We start from the raw sequence: 18477 nt of genomic DNA, 5'->3' as shown, positions 1-18477 counted from the left end.
CGCTGCGCGATGGCCCCACCTTCGATTGCGCCGGTTGCGCCAGTCAGGGAATACCCGATTCCGGTCGCATGGTCAGGCTTGCTATCATTCGGGCACGCCTAAGTTGTATATACAACTTGAACCAACCGGGCCGGCCCCGTTCGCCCGGTCTGTCGCATAACGATATCGGAGACTCAATGAAGAACTTGCAGCGCCATCTGAGCGCGCGGCACATCCGCTTTCTCGCGCTGGGCTCGGCGATCGGCACCGGCCTGTTCTACGGCTCGGCGTCCGCGATCCAGCTCGCGGGCCCGGCGGTGATCCTGGCCTACATCCTGGGCGGCGCGGCTGTCTACATGGTGATGCGCGCGCTCGGCGAGATGGCCGTGCGCGAGCCCGTCGCCGGCTCGTTCGGCCACTATGCGACCGAAAACCTCGGCCCATTCGCGGGCTTCGTCACCGGCTGGACCTACACGCTTGAAATGGTGATCGTCGCCATCGCCGACATCACCGCGTTCGGCATCTACATGGGCTTCTGGTTTCCGGATGTCCCTCAATGGATCTGGGTGCTCGGCGTCGTCGCGGTCATCTGCGGGCTGAACCTGTGCCATGTGAAGGTGTTCGGCGAGCTCGAATTCTGGCTGTCGCTCATCAAGGTCGGCGCGATCGTCGCGATGATCGGCGGCGGCGTTGCGATCCTGCTGACCGGCATGCATTTCGGCCATTCGGCCGACGTGCCGACGTTCGCGAACCTGTGGAACCACGGCGGCTTCCTCCCGAACGGGATCGGCGGGTTGATCGCGTCGCTGTCGGTCGTGATCTTCGCGTACGGCGGCATCGAGGTGATCGGGATGAGCGCCGGCGAAGCCAAGGATCCGGAGCGCGTGATTCCGCGCGCCATCAACGCGGTGCCCGCGCGCATCCTGTTGTTCTACGTGCTGACGATGGTCGTGCTGATGTCGATCAGCCCGTGGACCGGCGTCGGCAGCGACGGCAGCCCGTTCGTGCAGATCTTCTCGGCGCTCGGCGTGAAGTCGGCCGCGACCATTCTCAACCTCGTGGTGATCAGCGCGGCGATCTCGGCGATCAACAGCGACATCTTCGGCGCGGGCCGGATGATGTTCGGGATGGCGCGGCAGGGCCAGGCGCCGCGCGTGCTGATGGCGACGTCGCGGCACGGCGTGCCATGGGTCACGGTGCTCGTGATGGCCGGCGCGCTGCTGATCGGCGTGCTGCTCAACTACCTGATGCCGAAGGACGTGTTCCTGGTGGTGGCGGCGATCGCGACGTTCGCGACCGTGTGGGTGTGGCTGATGATCCTGCTGTCGCAGGTCGCGATGCGCCGTCGCCTGTCGAGCGCGGAAGTCGCGGCGCTGAAGTTCAAGGTGCCGCTGTGGCCCGTCGCACCCGCGCTGACGATCGCGTTCATGGCTTTCGTGATCGTGATGCTCGGCTGGTTCGAAGATACGCGCGTCGCGCTCTACGTCGGCGCGGCATGGCTCGTGCTGCTCGCGGCCGTGTTCTACGCACGAATCCGCCCGAAATTTGCGCCTGCGTCACGTTGACGCACGGCTGACCCTTCCACGCGGCGCGCCGGCTTCGGCGCCCGCGCTCGTCCCGGCGCGATGCCTCGCGCCGCGCACCGCGTCCACGCTTCCTGCCGTTTCCGCGCATCCGCGCCGGCGTCAGTGCGACGCGGCGCTCGCGGCCTCGGCCGGATGGGCCTCGTCGTACGCGTGCTTCTGTGAGATCGCGTTATACAGGATCGTCCCGATCACGAGCAGCACGGCCACGACGATCAGGATGCTCACGTTGCGGACAGGGTTCTTCTTGCGCTGATCGTTCATGATCGGTACGGCTCCGTCGATTTCGTTGAAGCGGGCATTCTACGCGCTTGCGCCCGCGCTGCGACGCCCCGGTAGCGTCCCCTCCTCCCGCCTTCCTCCCTGCTTTCAGCAACCTTTCCTTTGATAATCATTCCCATTCCGATCTAGAATCCGAAATCTTTCGTTTTGTAATGTTTCGGGTTGCTCGGACGGCAGGCACGCCCCGGAACGCTTCTTCGTCCGCCTGCCTCATCGGAGTCTTCATGTCGAATCCGCGCACCCGCCTGCTGCCGCTCGTCGGCGCCCTCGCCCTTGCCGCCGCCGCATTCGCGCCCCTCGCCCACGCGGCCGAGGAAGTGAGCCTGTACACCACCCGCGAACCGAAGCTGATCCAGCCGCTCATCGACGCGTTCACGAAACAGAGCGGCATCAAGGTCAACACGGTGTTCGTGAAGGACGGCCTGCTCGAGCGCGTGAAGGCGGAAGGTGCGCAGTCGCCGGCCGACGTGCTGATGACGGTCGACATCGGCAACCTGCTCGACCTTGTCGACGGCGGGCTCGCGCAGCCGGTGCGCTCGAAGGTGCTCGACGATGCGATTCCCGCGAACCTGCGCGGCGCGCAGGGTGACTGGTACGCGCTGTCGCTGCGCGATCGCGTGCTGTACGTGGAGAAGGACCTGAAGGTCGACGCGTTCCGCTACGAGGATCTCGCCGATCCGAAATGGAAGGGCAAGGTCTGCATCCGCTCGGGGCAGCATCCGTACAACACGGCACTCGTCGCGGCAATGATCGCGCACGACGGCGAAGCCGCGACCGAAAAGTGGCTGCGAGGCGTGAAGGCGAACCTTGCCCGCAAGGCGACGGGCGGCGACCGCGACGTCGCGCGCGACATTCTCGGCGGCATCTGCGACGTCGGCCTGGCCAACGCGTACTACGTCGGTCACATGAAGAACGCGGAGCCGGGCACCGATGCGCGCAAGTGGGGCGACGCGATCAAGGTCGTGCGGCCGACGTTCGCGAACGCGAAGAGCGGTGGCACGCACGTGAACATCAGCGGCGCGACGGTTGCGAAGCACGCGCCGCACAAGGCCAATGCAGTGAAGCTGCTCGAGTACCTCGTGTCGCCGGAAGCGCAGGCGCTGTATGCGCAGGCGAACTACGAATATCCGGTGCGCGCGAACGTGAAGCTCGATCCGGTGATCGCGAGCTTCGGCACGCTGAAGGTCGACCCGCTTGCGCTGACCGACATCGCGAAGCACCGCAAGGCGGCCAGCCAGCTCGTCGACAAGGTCGGCTTTGACAACTGACGCAACGTTCGCCCGCACGCGCCGCCGGCCGCTCCGTTCGCGCGCGGGCGGCCTCTGGCTGGGCGCGGCCGTCGCGATCGCAGCGGCGGTCGCGGCGCCGCTCGCGGTGCTGGTCGCCGCCGCGTTCGGCGCCGATCTCGCGCACTGGAAGCATCTCGCCGAGTTCGTGCTGCCGCAGGCGCTGGTCAACACGCTGCTGTTGCTCGCGGGCGTCGGCGCGATCGTCACGGTGGTCGGCACCGGCTGCGCGTGGCTCGTCACCGCGTACGATTTTCCCGGCCGCCGGATGCTGACCTGGGCGCTGCTGCTGCCGCTCGCGGTGCCCACCTATATCGTCGCATTCGCCTATCTCGACCTGCTCCACCCGATCGGCCCCGTGCAGGGCGCGATCCGCTGGCTGCTCGGCTTCGACAGCCCCCGCCAGTTCCGTCTGCCCGACCTGCGCTCGCTGCCCGGTGCGATCTTCGTGCTCGGCTTCGTGCTGTATCCGTACGTGTACCTGAGCACGCGCGCAATGTTCGTCACGCAGTCCGCGAGTCTTCTCGAAGCCGCGCGCACGCTCGGCGCGGGACGCATCGCGACGTTCTGGCGCGTCGTCGTGCCGCTCGCCCGGCCCGCCATCGCCGTCGGCGTGAGCCTTGCGCTGCTCGAAACGCTGAACGACATCGGCGCGTCGGAATTCCTCGGTGTGCAGACGCTCACCGTGTCGGTCTACACGACGTGGATCACGCGCTCCGATCTCGCCGGCGCCGCGCAGATCGCGCTCGCGATGCTCGCGATCGTCGTCGGCATGATCGTGCTCGAACGTTACGGGCGCCGTCGCCAGCGCTACGCGCACGGCCGACGCATGCGTCCGGTCGCACCGCGCAAGCTGACGGGCGCGGCCGCGTGGAGCGCCGCCGCGCTCGGCTGGCTGCCGGTGCTGCTCGGCTTCGGCGCGCCGGCCGCATACCTCGCGGTCGAGACCGGCAAGCGGCTGCATCTCGTCGGCGGCGTATCCGCTCAATTGATGACCGGGCTCGCGAACACGCTGACGATCGCCGCCGCCGCAACCGTCGCGACACTCGCATGCGGGCTCGTCGTCTCGTGGGCGGCGCGCGCGCAGCGCGACAGCGCGCGTGCGGGCCCGGCCCGCGTGTGTGCGCGCATCGCGAGCCTCGGCTACGCGGTGCCGGGCACCGTGCTCGCGATCGGCCTGCTGATCCCGTTCGCGGCGGCCGACCGGCTGCTCGGCGCGGCGCTCGGCCGTGACGGGCTACTGCTGATGGGGTCGGCGGCCGCCCTCGTGATCGCCTACACCGTCCGCTTTCTCGCGATCTCGGCCGGCAGCATCGAAGCCGGCCTCGCGCGCATTCCGCCGTCGCTCGAACACGCCGCGCGCTCGCTCGGCGAGACGGCCGGCGGCACGCTGCGCCGCGTGCACCTGCCGCTGCTGCGGCCCGCGCTCACGACGAGCGCACTGCTCGTCTTCGTCGACGCGATGAAAGAGCTGCCCGCGACACTGCTGCTGCGCCCGCTGAATTTCGACACGCTCGCGACCTGGCTGTACGCGGAGGCCGCGCGCGGCACCTATGAGGAAGGCGCGGTCGCCGCGCTCGCAATCGTGCTGGCCGGGCTCGTGCCCGTGATCCTGCTCGCGCGCACCCGTCACAAGATCGGAGCCTGACACCGTGAATCTGCTCGAACTCGACGACCTCTGCGTCGCCTATGACACGCCGCACGGCCGCCGCGCGGTGGTCGACGGGCTGAGCCTCGCGCTGCCGCGCGGCGATATCGGCTGCCTGCTCGGCGCATCGGGCTGCGGCAAGACCACCGTGCTGCGCGCGATCGCGGGCTTCGAGCCCGTACGCATGGGACGCATCGTGCTGGACGGCACGCCCGTCGCGGCGCCGTCGCTCGACGTGCCGCCCGAGCGGCGGCGCATCGGGATGATGTTCCAGGACTACGCGCTGTTCCCGCACCTGAGTGCGGCCGACAACGTCGCGTTCGGCCTGCGGCGCATGCCGAAGGCCGAGCGGCGCGCGCGCGTCGCGGACATGCTCGAACTGGTCGGGCTCGCCGCTTCCGGCGACGCGTATCCACACGAACTGTCGGGCGGCCAGCAGCAGCGCGTCGCCCTCGCCCGTGCGCTCGCGCCGTCACCGGAGCTGCTGCTGCTCGACGAGCCATTCTCGAATCTCGACGTCGATACACGCGAGCGGCTCGCGTTCGAGTTGCGCGACATCCTGAAGCGCACGGGTCACACCGCGATCCTCGTCACGCACAATCAGGCGGAAGCATTCGCGATCGCCGACCGGATCGGCGTGATGAAGGATGGCCAGCTCGCGCAATGGGACACGCCGTACGCGCTGCACCACCATCCGGCCAGTCCGTTCGTCGCGGAGTTCGTGCGCCGCGACGCGCTGGCGGACGAACGCGCACGCGCGCTGTCGCGCGGCCGCTGACCGGGCGACAATGGCGCGTATTGGCGGCGCACACACGTAACATCCATGCGCACCGACGCGATCCGTTGCCGTCCCGCGCGCTATGCCGGCTCGGACAGATCGCGCACCGGCAGCGCGGTCGAATACTTGATCTGCTCCATCGCGAACGACGAGCTCACGTCGAACAGCGGCACCGCGCGGATCAGTTGCTTGTACACGCGATCGTAATCGTCGATGCCGGCCACCACGACCCGCAGCAGATAGTCGGTCTCGCCGCTCATCCGATAGACCTCGACGACTTCCGGCATGTCGCGCACGGCCTGCGTGAAGCGCTGCGCCCACTCCTCGGTGTGCTGGTTCGTGCGGATCGCGACGAACACGGTCGTGCCGACACCGAGCTTGCGCGGATCGCACAGCGCGACCTGCGCACGGATCGCGCCGGTTTCCTTGAGCCGCTGCACGCGCTTCCAGCACGGCGTCTGCGACAGGTTCACGCGCTGCGCGAGCTCCGCGATCGGCAAGGTGGCATCTGCCTGCAACAGCTCAAGCAGTTTGCGATCGATGGCATCCATTTACCCAGTCCCTCGTAGATAGAAATTTTTTCTATGCATCCTGCATGACGGGGAACAATATGGAAACCGCTGCGCGGCGTCGACCGGGATAAATACCAATCAGGCCGGGAAGAATCCGCATCACGCACGATCCCGTGCGCAGCGGTCCATCGATCATCGGCACACCAGACGAAACAGGCGATTCCACCCATCGAGGTGGAATCGCCTGAAGTCACTGCGGCTGCGCTGCCTGGCCAGCCGCTCACGGCGAATACGGCACCTGCGCGCCGCCTCGCCGTGAGATCGCTCAATACGCGACCGTCGCGATCTCGCGCACGAAGCCGTGTTGCTCGAGCGCATCGACGAACGCGACTGCATAGTCTTCGGCCGAGATCCTGCTGTTGCCCTCTGCGTCCACGAGCAGCTTGCCCACGCCCGTGCGGAACGTGCCGGTGCGCTCGCCCGGCGCGATCAGGGCCGCCGGCGCGAAGAACGTCCAGTCGAGATCGCCGACCGTTTCAAGATAATCGAGCGCATCGCGGTGCGCGAGCGCGACCGCCTTGTACGCGTCCGGGAAACCTTCGGTGTCGACCAGCTGCTTGCCCGGCGCAACTTCGAGCGAACCGGCGCCCCCCACCACCACGAGCCGCTTCAGGCCCGCCTGGCGCGTGCTTTCCACCAGCGCCTTCGCCGCGGCGACGATCTTCGCGGGATCGTCCTGCTTCGGGCTGTACGCGCTCGCGACGACGTCGTGGCCCGGCAGCGCGGCCGCGATGCTGGCCGCATCGAACAGGTCGGCGGCCTTCGCGGTGATGCCGTCGCCGGCCGCGCCCGGGTGGCGCGACAGCGCGGTCACGCGATGGCCGCGGCGCACGGCTTCCGCGGCGATGCGCGAGCCGATCATCCCGGTGGCGCCGAACAGTGCGATGTTCAAGGTACGTTGCGTCATGTCGATTCTCCAGAAATAAAAGTAACTACAATGATTACATATAAGACCGAAAAAAAACGGAGCAACACTCCGTCGTGCCGGTCGCCGCGCATGCGCGTCACCCGGCCTCCTGCCCGGCATCATCCATTGCCCGCGATCACCCGCCGGCGCTTCCCGCCGGCCGGCTGCGCTGCTCCGATTCGAGCACGTCGGCCGTGACGTCCGCGAGCGTGCGTGTGGCAAGCGATGCTTCCATCGCGCGCTGCGCGTCGCCGATATAGTCGAGCAGCACGCCCTGGATGTGCCGCCCGACGAGACACGCGGGATTCGGCGCCTCACGATGCAGCGCGAACAGCTGCGCATCGTCGACCGCGCGGTACACGTCGAGCAACGTAATCTCGCCGGGCTCGCGCGCCAGCAGCGCGCCGCCGCCCGCGCCGAGCTGCGACGTGGTCAGCCCCGCGGCCGCCAGCATCGACAGCAGACGGCGAATCAGCGCCGGATTCGTGTTCACGCTACCCGCGATGATGTCGGACGACAGCGGCGCACCTTCCTGCATCGACAGCAACGCAAGCACATGAACGGCAAACGCGAACCGGCTGCTGGTATTCATTCCTCACTCTCTCGGTGACGCCGGCTCGAACGGCAGCCGGCGACGATGTGTAACCATGATAATTACATATTGAAGATTCCGCAAGGGCCCTTCACTCGCCGCTGGCCGGCTTCGCACCCGAGGCGTTCTGCTGGCTCCACTGCTGGAGCTTCTTGCCGGCCTCCGCCATCTTCGCGCCCGCTTCCGATGCCGCGTGAGCGACGACGGCGGAAGCGGCCGCATCGATCTGCGCCTGCGCGGCGGACGCAAGGCCGCTCGCCGACAGCGGCGGCACGGCCGAGGCCGCGCTCGCAATGCCGGCCTTCGCGGCATTGATCTGCTGGTTGACGGTGCTCGCCACCTGGTCGAGCGCCTTGGCCGCGTTGTTCGCGGCATCGGCGGCCGCGCTGGCGGCCGTATCGGATTGCGTGGCCGGCGTGCCGGACTTCTCGCAGCCTGCGAGCAACAGCACCGCACCGACGGCCGCGGCCGCCAGCACGGACCCGGGCACGCGACGCGCCGGCCAAGTCTTCATCTTCATCAGCGATCTCCGGCCGTGCGCCGCACGGCCTGAATGGTTGGACCAGCGTCGATGATACCGCCTGTGGAACAGGGCCAATGACGACTCGTGATTAAAAATGCCTTTCAATTTCGGATTTGTCTGATTCAATTGCAGGCGTGCCGAGACTAAAGTGGGCAGGCTTCAATCCGCTCCGTCTGCTTCCCGTTTCTTCATGGCTTTCCTCATCGACTGGTTCATCGCGCTGGCCGCCGCGCTCGCCACCACCTTGTTCCTGTGCCTTCGTTCACCGTCCGCGCCGCGCCTGCGTGCAGCCGGGCGCCCGCGCCGCGTGGCGTGCGCTCGCCTGCTCGTTCAGGCTGTGATCGGTTTCTGGACGGCCGCGCTGATCGTCGCGCAGGGCATCCTTGGCCCCGACGGCGACGGCCAGTCGCACGCCGGCTTCGCGGCGCTCGCATTTGCCGCACTCGGGCTCACCACCGTCGCCGCCTACTGGTGTGCCTGCGCATTGCGGCTGCGGCGCTCACGCGTGCTGTTCGCCCGCCGCTGACGCGCCAGACCGGTGCATCGCGGCGCACCACGCCACGCATCGCGCGCACCATTTGAGCCCTCATCGCACCACGCGCGTGCACCCACTGCGGCTCCGGGCCCACACGCAGCCTGCCCCGCTACCGTGCACGCATCGCCGGCGTGCCGCATCGCACGGCCTTCCGCACCACTTGGACGCACGCGTTCACCAAGTTGGCTCGATATTTGCATTCCTTGCCCGTTTTTTGCGCAAGGAAGCCACGGCATGGATGGTCTGAAATCCGGCGTCGATACACTGTTCCTCTTGATCGGTGCCGTCATGGTGCTCGCGATGCACGCGGGCTTCGCATTTCTCGAGCTCGGCACGGTCCGCAAGAAGAACCAGGTCAACGCGCTCGTGAAGATCCTGGTCGACTTCTCGGTGTCGACGCTCGCGTATTTCTTCATCGGCTATACGATCGCGTACGGCGTCGAGTTCTTCGACGATATCGGCACGCTGTCGCAGCACAGCGGCTACGCGCTCGTGCGCTTCTTCTTCCTGCTGACGTTCGCGGCGGCCATACCCGCGATCGTGTCCGGCGGCATCGCCGAACGCGCGAAATTCAATCCTCAGCTCGTCGCGACGCTGATCATCGTCGGCTTCATCTATCCGTTCTTCGAAGGGATCGCATGGAATGAACGCTTCGGCGTGCAGGGCTGGCTCACGCATGCCTTCGGCGCGCCGTTCCACGATTTCGCGGGCTCGGTCGTCGTGCATGCGTTCGGCGGCTGGGTCGCGCTGCCGGCCGTGCTGCTGCTCGGCGCACGCCACGGCCGCTATGCGAAGGACGGCCGGATCGCCGCGCACCCGCCGTCGAACATTCCGTTTCTCGCACTCGGCGCGTGGGTGCTCGCGGTCGGCTGGTTCGGCTTCAACGTGATGAGTGCGCAGACGCTCGACAAGATCAGCGGCCTGGTCGCCGTGAACTCGCTGATGGCGATGGTCGGCGGCACGCTCGCCGCGTGGATGGCCGGCCGCAACGATCCGGGCTTCACGTACAACGGCCCGCTCGCGGGCCTCGTCGCGGTCTGCGCGGGTTCCGACGTGATGCACCCGATCGGTGCGCTCGTCACCGGCGCCGCAGCCGGCGCTCTGTTCGTCGCAATGTTCACCTGCGTGCAGAACAAGTGGCGCATCGACGACGTGCTCGGCGTGTGGCCGCTGCACGGAATGTGCGGCGCGCTCGGCGGCATTGCGGCCGGCGTGTTCGGGCAACCCGCGTTCGGCGGCCTCGGCGGCGTGTCGTTCATGTCGCAACTCATCGGCACGCTCGGCGGCATCGCGATCGCCACCGCGGGCGGCACGCTCGTGTACGGCGCGCTGAAGGCGACCGTCGGGCTGCGCCTCGAGCGCGAAGCCGAATTCGACGGCGCCGACCTGTCGATCCATCGCATCTCGGCGACGCCCGAGCGCGACTGAGCGCGAATACGCGTCCGATCGGCGTCCGGCAGCCCGCCTGACGGACGCCCAAACGCATCATTACGTTTTCAATTCAAAAAACTTTCATCGAGCGCCCCTAAACTTCGGTCCAGTTTTCAACTTGCCTTCGCAATGCTTGCTGATCGCCTGCTGCGCGAAAGGCGATTCTTCCAACATTCGAAACTGGACTCCACATGCCCGCGTTGCCCAATGCTTCCCGTCGTCAGGCCCTGAAGATCCTCGCCGGCGCACCCATGCTGCCCCTCTCCGGCCTCGCGCTGCCGGCCCTGCTGACAGGTTGCGGCGGCGACGACAATCCGGCGGCGACGCCGGCCGCCGCCGCGTACACGTCGGCGGCGTTCTCGGCGATGGCCGCGCCCACGCTCGACAACGCGGCCGCGATGGCCACGACGACGGTCGGTTCGACGCTGTCGGTGTCCTTCTCGGACGGCTCGTCGCGCAACTTCAAGCTCGCGTACCGGCCGTTCTTCGTGACGGGCGACATGGTGCCGGACGGCAAGGGCGGCACGACGCTCGCGGGCGGCTACTACGACATCAACAACCAGCCGATCATCGATCGCTCGGTGGCCGGCAAGGAGCGCCAGTTCTATTCCGACTGCCCGGACGGCAGCTCGCTGCTGACGCTGAAAAATGCGAACGTGCCCGGCGTGAAGGGCAACACGGTGTTCGCGGTCGTGCAGTTCGAATACACGACGCGCGACCAGGCGAGCGCGTCGCAGTACGGCCAGCTGCCGTCGCCGATCGCCGTGCTCACGCTCGACCAGGATCCGTCCACCGGCGCGCTGAAGGTCGTGAAGTACCACAACGTCGACACGTCGAAGGCGCACGGCCTGTGGATCACCTGCGGCGCGAGCCTGTCGCCGTGGGGCACGCACCTGTCGAGCGAGGAATACGAGCCGGACGCGACGAAGGCCGCGACCGACGCGCAGTTCAAGGCGTTCAGCAAGAACACGTTCGGCGACGAGACGAAGGCGAACCCCTACCACTACGGCCACCTGCCCGAGATCACCGTGAATCCGGACGGCACCGGCACCGTGAAGAAGCACTACTGCCTCGGCCGCATCTCGCACGAGCTGATCCAGGTGATGCCGGACCAGCGCACCGTGATGATGGGCGACGACGCCACCAACGGCGGCCTGTTCATGTTCGTCGCCGACAAGGCGGCCGACCTGTCGGCCGGCACGCTGTACGTCGCGAAGTGGACGCAGACGTCGTCGGCCGGCGCCGGCACCGCGACGCTCACGTGGATCAGGATCGGCCATGCGACCAGCGGCGAGATCGAAACGCTCGCGAACACGCTGAAGGCGTCGGACATCATGGACCTGGTGACCACCGACCCGAACGATGCGAGCTACACGAAGATCCATTTCGGCGGCAAGTTCAACTGGATTCGCGTGAAGCCGGGCATGGAAAAAGCAGCCGCGTTCCTCGAGACGCACCGCTACGCGGCGCTGCTCGGCGGCAGCATGGCGTTCACGAAGCTCGAAGGCACGACCGTGAACGCGAAGGACAAGATCGTCTACACGGCGATGTCGCGGATCGAGACGTCGATGGTCCAGGGCAACGCGGCGTCGCGCGACGTCGCGGTCGACAAGAAGATCGCCTCGGGCGCGGTCTACGCGCTGAACCTGAAGGCCGGCCAGCGCGACACGACGGGCGGCGCGATCGACAGCGAGTGGGTGCCGGTCGACATGGGCGCGCCGGCCGCGCTCGTCGGCGAGGACCTCGCCGCGGCCGATGCGCTCGGCAACCTGGCGAACCCGGACAAGATCGCGAACCCCGACAACCTGAAGTTCTCCGAGAAGCTGCGCACGCTCTTCATCGGCGAAGACTCGGGCATGCACGTCAACAACTTCCTGTGGGCGTACAACGTCGACACGAAGTCGCTCGCGCGCGTGCTGTCGTGCCCGGCCGGCGCCGAATCGACGGGCCTGCACGCGGTCGACGAGATCAACGGCTGGACCTACATCATGAGCAACTTCCAGCACGCGGGCGACTGGGAGTCACCGCTGCACGACAAGGTCAAGCCGACGCTCGATCCGCTCGTGCGCGCGAACTTCAAGGACCGCTTCGGCGCCAGCGTCGGCTACCTGACGGCCGAGCCGACCAGCATCAAGCTCGCGAAGGCCTGACCGCTTCGCACGAGGGGGGGCAGCGCCCCTGGCAGGCCGCCCCTGACCGGGCGTCCCTGACCGGGCGTCCCTGACTGGGCGTCCCTGACCGGGCGTCCCTTTCTTCATCACCGTTCATTCGTCGGCGCTCCACGCCGGTTTACGCGCGATGCCCATTGCGGGCATCGCGCTTTTTTTTGCGCACGCCACGCGCACGCGAGTGCGCACGAGCCCGGTCGAACGGGCGATTTCAGCGATCGGGGGATAATACGGACCTGACGCGTCCGGCGGACGGGCAAAAAAAAGCGCCACGGAGACCGTGGCGCTAAAAAAGTTCTAGCCATTCCGAGGGCCGTGCTAGAACCTGAGAGACTGCGCGAAACACCGTTGCCGGTTAAACTCCTGAAACGATGTTTCGAAAACGTGAGACATTCTTTCCGTTTCCGCCCGACAAGTCAAGCGGTATTTGCACCGGTCTGCTCGCTTTCCGGCAATGCTCATTTGAGCGCTTTCCTAATAAACCAAGGGTGAACCCGTAAAATCTCATCCGATGAACGATTCACCCATGGAACATGCATCTTTTGACAATCATCCTACAATACCAACAAAATTGAAATCGAGTTTCGGAAATAGAGAGAATCCCTCGTGTCGACACCTGTAACGCCTCCCGCGCCCCGAGACCGCGAATCGTCGCCGGACGAGATCACCGCGCTCGCGCGCGGCCTCGCCGTGCTGCGGCGCATCGCGGCAGCCGACGCCCCGGTCAGCAACCGCGAGCTCACCGAATTGACGGGCATCCCGAAGCCGACCGTGTCACGCATCACGGCGACGCTCGTCAGCGCCGGCTTCCTGTTCCAGTTGCCCGACAGCGAGCGCTTCGTGCTGACCGCGTCGGTCCTGGAGCTGAGCCACGGCTTCCTGCGCAACTTCGACATCCGCGCGCGCTCGCGACCGTTCATGATCGAACTCGCCGAGCGCACGTCGCTGTCGGTGCACCTCGCGGTGCGCGACCGGCTCGACATGGTCGCGATCGACGTGATCCGGCCGCGCTCGGCCGTGCTCGTCACGCGCCTCGAGATCGGCTCGCGGATGGACATCGCACGCACCGCGGTCGGCCGCGCGTATCTCGCGGCACTGGAGGACGACGAGCGCCGCGTACTGCTCGACGCGCTGCGCGCGACGGCAGGCGATGACTGGCCGCACGTATCGGCGCGCCTGACCCCCGGTCTCGAGGACGCAATGCGCGCGGGCCATGCGATCGCGATCGGCGAATGGCGTGAAGGGCTGAACGCGGTCGCGGCCGGTTTCGTCGGCCCGTCGGGCCAGCACTATTCGGTGAACTGCGGCGGCGCATCCAGTCAGTGCCCGCCCGAATGGCTGCAGGAACACGTGGTGCCCGCGTTGCACGAATGCATCGCGAAAATCACCCGCGAGATCGGCGGCGCGCCAGCCCGGCGCAGCGCCGTGTAACCGGTCCGTCATCGTCCTGTCGCCTTATGTAACGACCGTAACCCGTTGAAAGATAGACGACTGGACTGTAACGGGGACGGGACGTAGCATCATGCCCATCGTCGCGCCGCATCCGCGGCGCGCACCGCTCTTTTCTTTTTCCCGCGCGGACCGGAAGGGCCCGGACCGAGCCGGCCCTCCGGCACCGCATGCCCACGCGCCCCCCCAGGCCCGTCTCCCGGCCCGCCGCGCCGTCTTCCTGACAGAACACGATGGACAACCAACAAAAGCCCACGCCCCCTTCGAAGGATCCCGCCTCCCCCGCCGCGCGCCGCCCGCGCCGCACGCTGGTGATCGGGACGCTCGCGGTCGTCGTCATCGGCGGCTTGCTGTGGTGGCACCCGTGGAGCCGTACGCAGGCGGACGCATCGGCGGCAGGCAACGCGGCCTCCGGCGCGAGCGCCGGCGGCAGTGGCGGCCATCGCGGCCGCGGCGGCCCCGCCGCCATGGCGAACGTTCCGCAGCCCGTATCTGTCGCGACCGCGACGCAGGGCGAGATGCCGATCGTGCTGTCCGCGCTCGGCACCGTGACACCGCTCGCGAGCGTGACTGTCAAGACGCAGCTGTCGGGTTATCTGCAGTCGGTCGCGTTCCGGGAAGGCCAGATCGTCAAGAAAGGCGACCTGCTCGCGCAGATCGACCCGCGCCCCTACCAAGTCGCGCTCGAAAATGCCGAAGGCACGCACGCGCGCGACTCGGCGCTGCTCGCGACGGCCCGCATCGACCTGAAGCGCTACCAGACGCTGCTGTCGCAGGACTCGATCGCGTCGCAGACGGTCGACACCCAGGCGTCACTCGTCAAGCAATACGAAGGAACGGTGAAGACCGACCAGGCAGCGATCGACTCCGCGAAACTGAACCTCACGTACGCGCGCATCACGGCGCCCGTGTCGGGCCGCGTCGGCCTGCGCCAGGTCGACCCCGGCAACTACGTGACTGCGGGCGACACGAACGGGATCGTCGTGATCACGCAACTGCAGCCGATGAGCGTGATCTTCACGACCTCGGAGGACAACCTGCCGCAGATCGTCAAGCAGGTGAACGCGGGCCAGAAACTGTCGGTCACCGCTTACAATCGCAACAACACCGTGCCGCTCGAGACGGGTTCGCTCGAAACGCTCGACAACCAGATCGACACGAGCACCGGCACGGTCAAGCTGCGCGCGACCTTCGACAACAAGGAAGGCCTGCTGTTTCCGAATCAGTTCGTGAACACGCGGCTGCTGGTCGACGTGATACGCAATGCGACGATCGTGCCGACGGCCGCCGTGCTGACGGGCTCGATCGGCCAGTTCGTGTACATCGTGAAACCCGACAACACGGTGACGGTGCGCAAGGTCAAGGTCGGCCCGGTCGACGGCGAGCGCACCAGCATCGTCAGCGGCGTCGCGATCGGCGAGCGCGTGGTCACCGACGGCTCCGACCGCCTGCGCGAAGGCGCGAAGATCACGATCCCGGCCGACAAGCCGAAAGGCGCATCGGGCGCGCATGGCGCCGGCGCGGCGTCCGGCGCATCGGGTGCGGCCGCCCACCGAGGCGGACACAAGCACGACGCGTCGCAGGCTGCGGCCCCCGCGGCCCAGTAACGCGCGGGCCGCTCGATGAATCCGTCCCGCCTCTTCATTCTCCGGCCTGTCGGCACCGCCCTCCTGATGGCGGCGATCATGCTGGCCGGCCTCGTCGCGCTGCGCTTCCTGCCGCTCGCCGCGCTGCCCGAAGTCGACTACCCGACGATCCAGGTCCAGACCTTCTATCCCGGCGCGAGCCCGGAGGTCATGACGTCGTCGGTCACCGCGCCGCTGGAGCGGCAGTTCGGCCAGATGCCGTCGCTGAACCAGATGTCGTCGCAAAGCTCGGCCGGCGCGTCGGTGATCACGCTGCAGTTCTCGCTCGACCTGCCGCTCGACATCGCCGAACAGGAAGTGCAGGCCGCGATCAACGCGGCCGGCAACCTGCTGCCGTCCGATCTGCCCGCCCCGCCGATCTACGCGAAGGTCAACCCGGCCGACGCGCCGGTGCTGACGCTGGCCATCACGTCGAAGACCTTGCCGCTCACGCAGGTGCAGGACCTGACCGACACGCGCCTCGCGATGAAGATCTCGCAGATCGCGGGTGTCGGCCTCGTCAGCCTGTCGGGCGGCAACCGGCCGGCCGTGCGGATCCAGGCGAACCCGACCGCGCTCGCGCAGTACGGGATGAACCTCGACGACCTGCGCACGACGATCTCGAACCTGAACGTGAACACGCCGAAAGGCAACTTCGACGGCCCGACGCGCGCGTACACGATCAACGCGAACGACCAGCTCACCAGCGCCGATCAATACAACGACGCGGTCGTCGCCTACAAGAGCGGCCGTCCGGTGATGCTGACCGACGTCGCGAAGGTCGTCGCCGGCTCGGAGAACACCAAGCTCGGCGCGTGGGTGAACTCGGAGCCCGCGATCATCCTGAACGTGCAGCGCCAGCCGGGCGCGAACGTGATCGCGACCGTCGACGCGATCAAGGCGCAACTGCCGAAGCTGCAGGAGACGCTGCCCGCCGCGCTCGACGTGCAGATCGTCACCGACCGCACGACGATGATCCGCGCCGCCGTGCGCGACGTGCAGTTCGAGCTGCTGCTCGCGGTCGGGCTCGTCGTACTGGTGATGTACCTGTTCCTCGCGAACGTCTACGCGACGATCATCCCGAGCCTGTCGGTGCCGCTGTCGCTGATCGGCACGCTCGCGGTGATGTACATGGCCGGCTTCTCGCTGAACAACCTGTCGCTGATGGCGCTCACCATCGCGACCGGCTTCGTCGTCGACGACGCGATCGTGATGATCGAGAACATCGCGCGCTACGTCGAGGAAGGCGATTCGGGGCTCGAGGCCGCGCTGAAGGGCTCGCGGCAGATCGGCTTCACGATCATATCGTTGACGGTGTCGCTGATCGCGGTGCTGATCCCGCTGCTGTTCATGGGCGACGTGGTCGGCCGGCTGTTTCACGAGTTCGCGATCACACTCGCAGTGACGATCGTGATCTCGGCGATCGTGTCGCTCACGCTCGTGCCGATGATGTGCGCGAAGCTGCTGCGCCACTCGCCGCCGCCCGAAAGCCACCGCTTCGAGGCGCGCGTGCACCGCGCGATCGACTGGGTGATCGCGCGCTACGCGGTCGCGCTCGAATGGGTGCTGAACCGCCAGCGCTCGACGCTCGTCGTCGCGCTGCTGACGCTCGGGCTCACCGCCCTGCTCTACGTGTACGTGCCGAAAGGCTTCTTCCCCGCGCAGGATACCGGCGTGATCCAGGCGATCACGCAGGCGCCACAGTCGATCTCGTACGGCGCGATGGCCGAACGCCAGCAGGCGCTCGCGGCCGAGATCCTGAAGGATCCGAACGTCGAAAGCCTCACGTCGTTCATCGGCGTCGACGGCAGCAACATCACGCTGAACAGCGGCCGGATGCTGATCAACCTGAAGGCGCGCGACGAGCGCGCCGAGTCGGCCGCGCAGATCATCCGCAACCTGCAGCAGCGTGTCGCGAACGTGACCGGCATCACGCTCTTCATGCAGTCGGTGCAGGACCTGACGATCGACTCGACCGTGAGCCCGACGCAGTACCAGTTCATGCTGACGAGCCCGAACCCGGACGAGTTCGCGACCTGGGTGCCGAAGCTCGTCACGCGGCTGCAGCAGGAGCCGTCGCTCGCCGACGTCGCGACCGATCTGCAGAGCAACGGCCAGTCGGTCTACATCGAGATCGACCGCGCGAGCGCCGCGCGCTTCGGCATCACGCCGGCGACCGTCGACAACGCGCTGTACGACGCGTTCGGCCAGCGCATCGTGTCGACCATCTTCACGCAGTCGAACCAGTACCGCGTGATTCTCGAGTCGGAGCCGAAGGAGCAGCATTACGCCGAATCGCTTAACGACATCTACCTGCCGTCAGCGGGCGGCGGCCAGGTGCCGCTGTCGTCGATCGCGTCGTTCCATGAACGGCCGTCGCCGCTGCTCGTCGCACACCTGTCGCAGTTCCCGTCGACGACGGTCTCGTTCAACCTCGCACCGGGCGCATCGCTCGGCGAGGCCGTGAAGGCGATCGACGCCGCCGAGAAGGACATCGGCCTGCCCGGCTCGTTCCAGACGCGCTTCCAGGGCGCGGCGCTCGCGTTCCAGGCGTCGCTGTCGAACCAGCTGTTCCTGATCCTCGCGGCGATCGTCACGATGTACATCGTGCTCGGCGTGCTATACGAGAGCTACATCCACCCGATCACGATCCTGTCGACGCTGCCGTCGGCCGGCGTCGGCGCGCTGCTCGCGCTGATGATCACCGGGCACGACCTCGACATCATCGGGATCATCGGGATCGTGCTGCTGATCGGCATCGTGAAGAAGAACGCGATCATGATGATCGACTTCGCGCTCGAGGCCGAGCGCGTCGAAGGCAAACCGCCGCGTGAGGCGATCTACCAGGCGTGCCTGCTACGCTTCCGGCCGATCCTGATGACGACGCTCGCCGCGCTGCTCGGCGCGGTGCCGCTGATCGTCGGCGCCGGCGCGGGCTCCGAGCTGCGCCAGCCGCTCGGGATCGCGATCGCGGGCGGCCTGATCGTGTCGCAGGTGCTGACGCTGTTCACGACGCCGGTGATCTACCTCGGCTTCGACAGCCTCGCACGGCGCGTGCGCGACTGGTTCGAACGGCACGGCCCCGGCCGCGACACCGGCAAGCACACGGGCGCATAAGC

The 18477-nt window shown here is 67.3% G+C and carries 15 protein-coding genes; 10 read left to right on the top strand and 5 right to left on the bottom strand.

The window, feature by feature from the left end; genetic code table 11:
• The first annotated feature begins 176 nt into the window (after positions 1 to 176).
• Complete coding sequence (locus ACT2FV_RS22785) at positions 177 to 1544, top strand: amino acid permease (protein WP_444504841.1); 1368 nt, start codon at positions 177 to 179, stop codon at positions 1542 to 1544.
• Between the two features lie 120 nt (positions 1545 to 1664).
• Here the strand turns inward: ACT2FV_RS22785 and ACT2FV_RS22780 are convergent, their stop codons facing one another.
• The gene (locus ACT2FV_RS22780) at positions 1665 to 1826 is read right to left on the bottom strand and encodes a hypothetical protein (RefSeq protein WP_006476417.1); all 162 of its coding nucleotides are present in this window, start codon (positions 1824 to 1826) and stop codon (positions 1665 to 1667) included.
• Positions 1827 to 2068: 242 nt separating this feature from the next.
• Between ACT2FV_RS22780 and ACT2FV_RS22775 the strand changes: the two genes are divergently transcribed.
• From ACT2FV_RS22775 to ACT2FV_RS22765, 3 genes are read left to right on the top strand one after another with little or no spacing between them, the layout of a single operon-like run.
• Positions 2069 to 3112 (top strand): Fe(3+) ABC transporter substrate-binding protein, encoded by a 1044-nt coding sequence (locus tag ACT2FV_RS22775; RefSeq protein WP_444504840.1) that lies wholly within the window; start codon positions 2069 to 2071, stop codon positions 3110 to 3112.
• Positions 3102 to 4778, top strand: coding sequence for an ABC transporter permease (locus ACT2FV_RS22770; protein ID WP_174919686.1), 1677 nt, complete (start codon positions 3102 to 3104; stop codon positions 4776 to 4778). The genes ACT2FV_RS22775 and ACT2FV_RS22770 overlap by 11 nt, the downstream gene beginning before the upstream one ends.
• Before the next feature lie 4 nt (positions 4779 to 4782).
• Positions 4783 to 5556, top strand: coding sequence for an ABC transporter ATP-binding protein (locus ACT2FV_RS22765; RefSeq protein ID WP_151050593.1), 774 nt, complete (start codon positions 4783 to 4785; stop codon positions 5554 to 5556).
• 80 nt (positions 5557 to 5636) lie between these two features.
• Here ACT2FV_RS22765 and ACT2FV_RS22760 read toward each other — a convergent pair whose 3' ends face one another.
• From ACT2FV_RS22760 to ACT2FV_RS22745, 4 genes are all read right to left on the bottom strand, one after another.
• Positions 5637 to 6107 (bottom strand): Lrp/AsnC family transcriptional regulator, encoded by a 471-nt coding sequence (locus ACT2FV_RS22760; protein WP_006754321.1) that lies wholly within the window; start codon positions 6105 to 6107, stop codon positions 5637 to 5639.
• Between the two features lie 286 nt (positions 6108 to 6393).
• Entirely contained in the window at positions 6394 to 7035 is a 642-nt protein-coding gene (locus ACT2FV_RS22755; RefSeq protein WP_444504839.1) for an NAD(P)-dependent oxidoreductase, read from the bottom strand.
• Positions 7036 to 7171: 136 nt separating this feature from the next.
• A complete protein-coding gene (locus ACT2FV_RS22750; RefSeq protein ID WP_151050591.1) occupies positions 7172 to 7627 on the bottom strand; it encodes an Rrf2 family transcriptional regulator in 456 nt (151 codons plus the stop codon).
• A gap of 91 nt (positions 7628 to 7718) precedes the next feature.
• A complete protein-coding gene (locus ACT2FV_RS22745; protein WP_444504838.1) occupies positions 7719 to 8147 on the bottom strand; it encodes a hypothetical protein in 429 nt (142 codons plus the stop codon).
• Positions 8148 to 8340: 193 nt separating this feature from the next.
• Between ACT2FV_RS22745 and ACT2FV_RS22740 the strand changes: the two genes are divergently transcribed.
• The 6 genes from ACT2FV_RS22740 to ACT2FV_RS22715 all read left to right on the top strand — a co-directional run bounded on the left by ACT2FV_RS22740 (position 8341) and on the right by ACT2FV_RS22715 (position 18475).
• Complete coding sequence (locus ACT2FV_RS22740; protein ID WP_124623224.1) at positions 8341 to 8676, top strand: hypothetical protein; 336 nt, start codon at positions 8341 to 8343, stop codon at positions 8674 to 8676.
• Between the two features lie 243 nt (positions 8677 to 8919).
• A complete protein-coding gene (locus tag ACT2FV_RS22735) occupies positions 8920 to 10113 on the top strand; it encodes an ammonium transporter (protein WP_124623226.1) in 1194 nt (397 codons plus the stop codon).
• A gap of 194 nt (positions 10114 to 10307) precedes the next feature.
• The gene (locus ACT2FV_RS22730) at positions 10308 to 12266 is read left to right on the top strand and encodes a PhoX family protein (protein ID WP_151050587.1); all 1959 of its coding nucleotides are present in this window, start codon (positions 10308 to 10310) and stop codon (positions 12264 to 12266) included.
• A 624-nt stretch (positions 12267 to 12890) separates the two neighbouring features.
• Positions 12891 to 13715, top strand: coding sequence for an IclR family transcriptional regulator (locus ACT2FV_RS22725; RefSeq protein WP_124902078.1), 825 nt, complete (start codon positions 12891 to 12893; stop codon positions 13713 to 13715).
• A gap of 251 nt (positions 13716 to 13966) precedes the next feature.
• On the top strand, positions 13967 to 15340 hold the full coding sequence (locus ACT2FV_RS22720; protein WP_444504837.1) for an MdtA/MuxA family multidrug efflux RND transporter periplasmic adaptor subunit: 1374 nt from the start codon (positions 13967 to 13969) through the stop codon (positions 15338 to 15340).
• Between the two features lie 15 nt (positions 15341 to 15355).
• On the top strand, positions 15356 to 18475 hold the full coding sequence (locus ACT2FV_RS22715; RefSeq protein ID WP_444504836.1) for an MdtB/MuxB family multidrug efflux RND transporter permease subunit: 3120 nt from the start codon (positions 15356 to 15358) through the stop codon (positions 18473 to 18475).
• Positions 18476 to 18477 lie beyond the last annotated feature (2 nt).

Origin of the sequence: Burkholderia sp. PR2 (assembly GCF_052372875.1) — a bacterium.
Classification (GTDB): Bacteria; Pseudomonadota; Gammaproteobacteria; order Burkholderiales; family Burkholderiaceae; genus Burkholderia; species Burkholderia diffusa.
The sequence above is the reverse complement of the archived record's forward strand: the minus strand, read 5'-3'. Positions and strand labels throughout refer to the sequence as shown.